The sequence below is a fragment of the Rhizobacter sp. P1_G5 genome (assembly GCF_056405435.1).
The window spans coordinates 1-5,257 of the sequence record NZ_JBFUCB010000442.1; the positions used below are offsets into that span (position 1 = coordinate 1).

Here is a 5,257-nt window from a genome sequence, read left to right on the forward strand (position 1 = left end):
CTTCACCGCCTGCCACCCGGTGCTGTCGACCGATGCGCGCGTCGCGCTGACGCTGCGGCTGCTGGGCGGGCTGACGACCGACGAGATCGCGCGGGCCTTCCTGGTGCCGGAGCCGACGATCGCGCAGCGCATCGTGCGCGCCAAGCGCACGCTGAGCGCGGCGCGCGTGCCGTTCGAGGTGCCGCAGGCGGCCGAGCGCGCGGCGCGGCTCGGGTCGGTGCTGGAGGTGATCTACCTGGTGTTCAACGAAGGTTATTCGGCGACCGCCGGCGACGACTGGATGCGCCCGTCGATGTGCGACGAGGCACTGCGGCTCGGCCGCGTGCTGGCCGGCCTGGTGCCCGGCGAGAGCGAGGTGCACGGCCTGGTCGCGCTGATGGAGATCCAGGCCTCGCGCACGCCGGCGCGCACCGATGCGCAGGGCCGACCGGTGCTGCTGATGGAGCAGGACCGCAGCCGCTGGGATGCGCCGATGATCGGCCGCGGCCTCGCGGCGCTCGCGCAGTCCGAGGCGCTGGGCGGCGCGCGCGGCCCGTATGCACTGCAGGCGGCACTCGCGGCCTGCCATGCCCGCGCGCGCCGCGCCGACGAGACCGACTGGGTGCAGATCGTCGCGCTGTACGACGCGCTCGAGCAGGTGGCGCCGTCGCCGGTGGTGGCGCTGAACCGCGCGGTGGCGGTCGGCATGGCGTTCGGGCCGGCCGCCGGACTGGAACTGGTCGACGAACTCGAATCCGAACCGGCGCTCGCGAACTACCACTGGCTGCCGAGCGTGCGCGCCGACCTGCTCGCGCGGCTGGGCCGGCACGCCGAGGCGCGCGAGGCCTTCGAGCGCGCCGCCGGGATGACGCGCAACGAGCGCGAACGCGAACTGCTGCTGCAGCGGGCGCGGGAGCAGCCGGACTGAGGGGCTGACGGGCCGCTGTTTTGGCATGGCGGCGGCCCAAAATTTCATTTGTGCGACACCGGAGCGCTCGCTACGCTGTCGCCCCATGACCTGGACCACCTCCCTGCCGCTGATCGCGATCCTGCGCGGCATCCGCCCCGAAGAAGCCCTGCCCCATGCGCAGGCCCTGATCGATGCCGGCTTCGATGCGATCGAAGTCCCGCTGAACTCGCCGCAGTGGCAGAAGAGCATCGCCGACATCGTGCAGCGCTTCGGCAGCCGGGCGCTGATCGGCGGCGGCACGGTGCTGAAGCCGGCCGATGTCGATGCGCTGGTCGAGGTCGGCGCGAAGCTCGTCGTGACGCCGAACACCCGGCCCTCGCTGATCGAATACGCGGTGCAGCGCGGCCTGCAGGTCGCGGCCGGCTTTGCGACCGCGAGCGAAGCCTTCGACGCGCTCGATGCCGGCGCGCAGGCGCTGAAGCTGTTCCCGGCCACCACCTACGGCACCGGCCATGTGAAGGCGCTGAAGGCGGTGCTGCCGGCCGGCGTGCCCATGTTCGCGGTGGGCGGCGTGACGCCGGCCAACCTGGGCGAGTACCTGCGCGCCGGCTGCATCGGCGCCGGCCTCGGCAGCGACCTCTACAAGCCGGGGCAGGACGTGTCGCGCACCAGCGAGATGGCGCGCGCATTCGTCACCGCGCTGCAGGCCGCCCGATGATCGCCGTCGACTGGGGCACGAGCAGCCTGCGCGCCTACCGCCTCGATGCCGCCGGCCACGTGCTGGCGCAGCGCAGCACCCCGGCCGCGCTGCTCGCCTGCCAGGGTCGCTTCGAGGCGGTGCTGGGCGAGCAGATCGACGGCTGGAGCGATCCGCACATCGTGATGGCCGGCATGATCGGCAGCCGCAACGGCTGGCKCGAGGTGCCCTACGTCGCCTGCCCGGCCGGGGCCGACGCGATCGCCGCCGGCATGCTCGCGTTCGAGACGCCGGCGCTGCCGGGCCAGCAGCTCTTCATCGCGCCCGGCATGAGCGACCGCGCAGCGCACGGTGCACCGGAGGTGATGCGCGGCGAGGAGACCCAGGTGCTGGGCCTGCTCGAGGCGCTGCAAGGCGCCGGCCCGCACACGCTGTGCCTGCCCGGCACGCACAGCAAGTGGATCACCGTCGAGCACGGCCGCATCACGCACCTGCACACCGCGATGACCGGCGAGCTCTATGCGCTGCTGACGCAGCACAGCCTGCTCGGTGCGCTGATGGACAAGGAGGCCGGCGACGACGAGGCCGCCTTCGCGCGCGGGCTCGAGACCAGCCGCGGCAGCGGCGGCCTGCCGAACCAGCTCTTCAGCGTGCGCACGCTCGGCCTGTTCGGCGAGCTGAGCGGCGCGGCGGCACCGTCGTACCTGTCGGGCCTGCTGGTCGGCCACGAGCTGAACGGGCTCGCGCCGGCCACCGGCACCGTCCACCTGATCGGCAGCGCCGCGCTGACCCGCCGCTACGAGCGTGCGCTGGCGGCGCGCGGCCTGCAGGCGATCGCCCATGCCGAGGCGCTGACCGCGCGCGGCCTGCACCGGCTGGCGCTGGCGCGCGGGCTGGTCGATTGAACACCAGGAACCTCCCATGACCCAGTTCGCCCACTACCCGAGCCTCGAAGGCCGCACCGTCTTCATCAGCGGCGGCACCACCGGCATCGGCACCGCCTTCGTCGAGCACTTCCATGCGCAGGGCGCGAAGGTCGGCTTCGTCGGCCGCAACCGCGAAGCCGCCGATGCGCTGCTGGCGGAGATCGCCGCGCGGCCCAACCCGCACGGCGCGCCGAAGCCGCTGTTCATGCCCTGCGACGTGACCGACGTCGCGGCGCTGCAGGCGGCCATCGCGCAGACCCGCAGCGCGTTCGGTCCGATCGGCGCGCTGGTCAACAACGCCGCCAACGACCAGCGCCACCGGGTCGAGGAAGTGACGCCGGAGTTCTGGGACCAGTGCATGAACGTCAACCTGCGCCACCAGTTCTTCGCGGCGCAGGCGGTGGTCGACGACATGGTCGGCCTGGGCGGCGGCTCGATCATCAACCTCGGCTCGATCAGCTGGATGATCAAGGGGGCCGGCTACCCGGCCTACGCGACGACCAAGGCCGCCATCCATGGGCTGACGCGCTCGCTCGCGAAGGACCTGGGCAAGCGCAACATCCGCGTCAATGCGCTGGTGCCGGGCTGGGTGATGACGGACAAGCAACTGCGGATGTGGGTCACGCCGGAGTCCGAGAAGGATCTCGACGCGAACCAGTGCCTGCCGGGGCGGCTTCAGTCGGAAGACATCGCGACGATGGCGCTGTTCCTCGCCGCCGACGATTCGAAGATGTGCACCGCGCAGAGCTTCGTCGTCGACGCGGGCTGGTCCTGAACGCGCCGGGTCAGTTCAGGCCGTAGCTCGGACCGAAGCGGAAGCGGTCCTCGACCTCGGTGTCGGCGAAGGCCAGGCCGCGGTCGGGGTCGACCACCGTGTCCTGCATGTCGTCGCCGAACTCGCTGTCGCCGCGGCTCACGCGCATCCACAGGCGGTGCAGCAGTTTGGCCACTTCTGCGGTCGACGACTCGGGTGCTGACATCGGATGCCTTTCGGAAGGCCGCACGGGGCGGCGTCAGGCATCCAATGGCAAGTTGCGGACCAGCGGGGCCGCCCGCGCTGCGCCGGGGAGGGCCGTGACGCGGCACGTCACCTGGCACGAAATCCGTCACATCGCCGACCGTCCTGGTTCAAGACTGCCACGGCGTGTCAACCAAGCCGAGGGGTATGCGCGAGGGGTATACGATCAGGCTCCTTTGCCATGCCCCGCCCGCCCGGGGTGCGCTGCCATGACCCCCACACCTTTTCTCCACGACGCCTCGGGCGACGTGCGCTTCTGGGTGCTGCTCGACGACGGCGCGTCGATCGGGGCGAGCATCAGCATGCGGGCGCTGCACTACCGCTACCGGGCATCCCTCGACGGTGCCGACGCGGTGGCCACCTACACCGCCCACCGTGCCGACATCGATGCCGCGGTGCGCCGCCGCTTCGCCGCCGGCTCGCTGGAGCCGGTGATGCTGCGCGAGCACGACCTGAAGGCCTGAGCGGGCACGGGCAAGCGCCTAGGGCCCGATCAGCGCGGTGGTGCGCTCCACGTCGCGCTCGAAGGCGGCGATCGAGAGTTCCGAGATCGACGCATGCAGCATCACGGTTCGCGCAACCTCGGCGTTGTCCTCGAAGCTCGTGCGCAGTTCGGCACGCTGCTCGGCGGGCAGCACACGGATCAGCGCCGCCATCAGCGCGTCCATCGCGACCAGCGAGCCCTTCAGGTCGCAGATGCGCTCGGTGGCTTCCTGCAGGTTCTTCATGTCGCGCCCTCCAATGAAAAAACCGCGACCGAGGCCGCGGTTTTCTTGAGAGACCCAGCGCGTGCCGGGCCCCTGCGTTCCGGTCAGGCCGGGACGATGTTCGAGGCTTGCGGGCCCTTCTGGCCCTGCGTCACCTCGAATTGAACGCGCTGGCTTTCAGCCAGGCTCTTGAAGCCGCCGCCCTGGATCTGGCTGAAGTGGGCGAACAGATCCTTGCCGCCGCCGTCCGGCGTGATGAAGCCGAAGCCCTTGCCTTCGTCGAACCACTTCACGGTGCCGGTTTGCGTTTGAGTCGTCATGTCGATTCCTTTCGAGTCATGCGCAGCACATGCTGCGCAGTGCAGAGACGCCAAGAAAATCAACGATGGGACTGTCACCCGGCATCCCCGGAACAGGCCCGGGAACGAGGGATGAGGACTTGCTGAAAGACGGTCTTATGCATGCCTACCGGGCGCATGGTACGCCCTGGCCGGAAACGGCCCGCCGGCAAAGCCCTGCTGGGCTATGCGAACGCACCCGGCATCACGCCTTCAGACGAGGCCGCTGCGGATCTGCTTGCAGATGTTCTGGCCCGTCAGCGTGATCTGCAGCGAGCCGCCACGCCACTCGAACCAGTCGAGTGCCACGTACTCGTCGATCAGCTTCGCATTGATCTGTTCCGCCTGCCGGTGCTGCAGCAGCTCCACCGTGCCGAGCAAGGCATTGCGCAGCGCCTGTCGTTTGAGAGCCGCGGGGGTCGCGGGGGGCGCCTTGAAGACGGCGGGCGCATCGGTCGAGGGTCGGCGAGGCGCGGAACGGGTCATGCTCATGAGGCCTTTCGGGAACGACTTTGAACGGCGAACACTCCGACAGTACCACTGCGATCCGACATACCTGTGACGATTTCAAGGAGATTTGCCCGCCACGGGCTCGCCACGGCCGCGAGCGTCACGGGGCGATGGCCGCCTCGTCGTCGGTCAGCGTCATCAGGATGTCGGCGTACCAGGCGCAGTTCAGGCC

9 protein-coding genes are annotated in these 5,257 nt (G+C 70.3%); 5 read left to right on the plus strand and 4 right to left on the minus strand.

Annotated features, from left to right (window positions below):
• The 4 genes from AC1D12_RS23985 to AC1D12_RS24000 all read left to right on the plus strand — a co-directional run.
• On the plus strand, positions 1-907 hold a 907-nt coding region (locus AC1D12_RS23985), incomplete at its 5' end, for an RNA polymerase sigma factor (protein WP_477843320.1).
• An 85-nt stretch (positions 908-992) separates the two neighbouring features.
• Positions 993-1,607, plus strand: a complete 615-nt coding sequence (locus AC1D12_RS23990) for a 2-dehydro-3-deoxy-6-phosphogalactonate aldolase (protein ID WP_477843322.1) — start codon at positions 993-995, stop codon at positions 1,605-1,607.
• Entirely contained in the window at positions 1,604-2,491 is an 888-nt protein-coding gene (locus AC1D12_RS23995; RefSeq protein WP_477843324.1) for a 2-dehydro-3-deoxygalactonokinase, read from the plus strand. The genes AC1D12_RS23990 and AC1D12_RS23995 overlap by 4 nt, the downstream gene beginning before the upstream one ends.
• A 16-nt stretch (positions 2,492-2,507) precedes the next feature.
• Entirely contained in the window at positions 2,508-3,287 is a 780-nt protein-coding gene (locus tag AC1D12_RS24000) for an SDR family NAD(P)-dependent oxidoreductase (protein ID WP_047500180.1), read from the plus strand.
• Between the two features lie 10 nt (positions 3,288-3,297).
• Here AC1D12_RS24000 and AC1D12_RS24005 read toward each other — a convergent pair whose 3' ends face one another.
• Complete coding sequence (locus tag AC1D12_RS24005; protein ID WP_477826857.1) at positions 3,298-3,492, minus strand: hypothetical protein; 195 nt, start codon at positions 3,490-3,492, stop codon at positions 3,298-3,300.
• A 247-nt stretch (positions 3,493-3,739) separates the two neighbouring features.
• On the opposite strand from AC1D12_RS24005, the gene AC1D12_RS24010 reads away from it, so the two are divergent.
• A complete protein-coding gene (locus AC1D12_RS24010; RefSeq protein ID WP_477843326.1) occupies positions 3,740-3,994 on the plus strand; it encodes a DUF1488 family protein in 255 nt (84 codons plus the stop codon).
• 18 nt (positions 3,995-4,012) lie between these two features.
• Here the strand turns inward: AC1D12_RS24010 and AC1D12_RS24015 are convergent, their stop codons facing one another.
• The 3 genes from AC1D12_RS24015 to AC1D12_RS24025 form a co-directional block, all read right to left on the minus strand.
• The gene (locus tag AC1D12_RS24015; protein WP_047500176.1) at positions 4,013-4,258 is read right to left on the minus strand and encodes a hypothetical protein; all 246 of its coding nucleotides are present in this window, start codon (positions 4,256-4,258) and stop codon (positions 4,013-4,015) included.
• Positions 4,259-4,341: 83 nt separating this feature from the next.
• Positions 4,342-4,557 carry a cold-shock protein gene (locus AC1D12_RS24020; RefSeq protein ID WP_047500174.1) on the minus strand — a complete coding sequence of 72 codons (216 nt, stop codon included), beginning with the start codon at positions 4,555-4,557 and terminating at the stop codon, positions 4,342-4,344.
• A 231-nt stretch (positions 4,558-4,788) separates the two neighbouring features.
• Entirely contained in the window at positions 4,789-5,061 is a 273-nt protein-coding gene (locus AC1D12_RS24025; protein WP_047501001.1) for a hypothetical protein, read from the minus strand.
• Positions 5,062-5,257 lie beyond the last annotated feature (196 nt).

Bases quoted from the DNA above. Each gene is read 5' to 3' on its own strand.
- AC1D12_RS23990 (WP_477843322.1), top strand. From the start codon at position 993: ATGACCTGGACCACCTCCCTGCCGCTGATCGCGATCCTGCGCGGCATC.
- AC1D12_RS24000 (WP_047500180.1), top strand. From the start codon at position 2,508: ATGACCCAGTTCGCCCACTACCCGAGCCTCGAAGGCCGCACCGTCTTC.
- AC1D12_RS24005 (WP_477826857.1), bottom strand. From the start codon at position 3,492: ATGTCAGCACCCGAGTCGTCGACCGCAGAAGTGGCCAAACTGCTGCAC.
- AC1D12_RS24010 (WP_477843326.1), top strand. From the start codon at position 3,740: ATGACCCCCACACCTTTTCTCCACGACGCCTCGGGCGACGTGCGCTTC.
- AC1D12_RS24015 (WP_047500176.1), bottom strand. From the start codon at position 4,258: ATGAAGAACCTGCAGGAAGCCACCGAGCGCATCTGCGACCTGAAGGGC.
- AC1D12_RS24020 (WP_047500174.1), bottom strand. From the start codon at position 4,557: ATGACGACTCAAACGCAAACCGGCACCGTGAAGTGGTTCGACGAAGGC.
- AC1D12_RS24025 (WP_047501001.1), bottom strand. From the start codon at position 5,061: ATGACCCGTTCCGCGCCTCGCCGACCCTCGACCGATGCGCCCGCCGTC.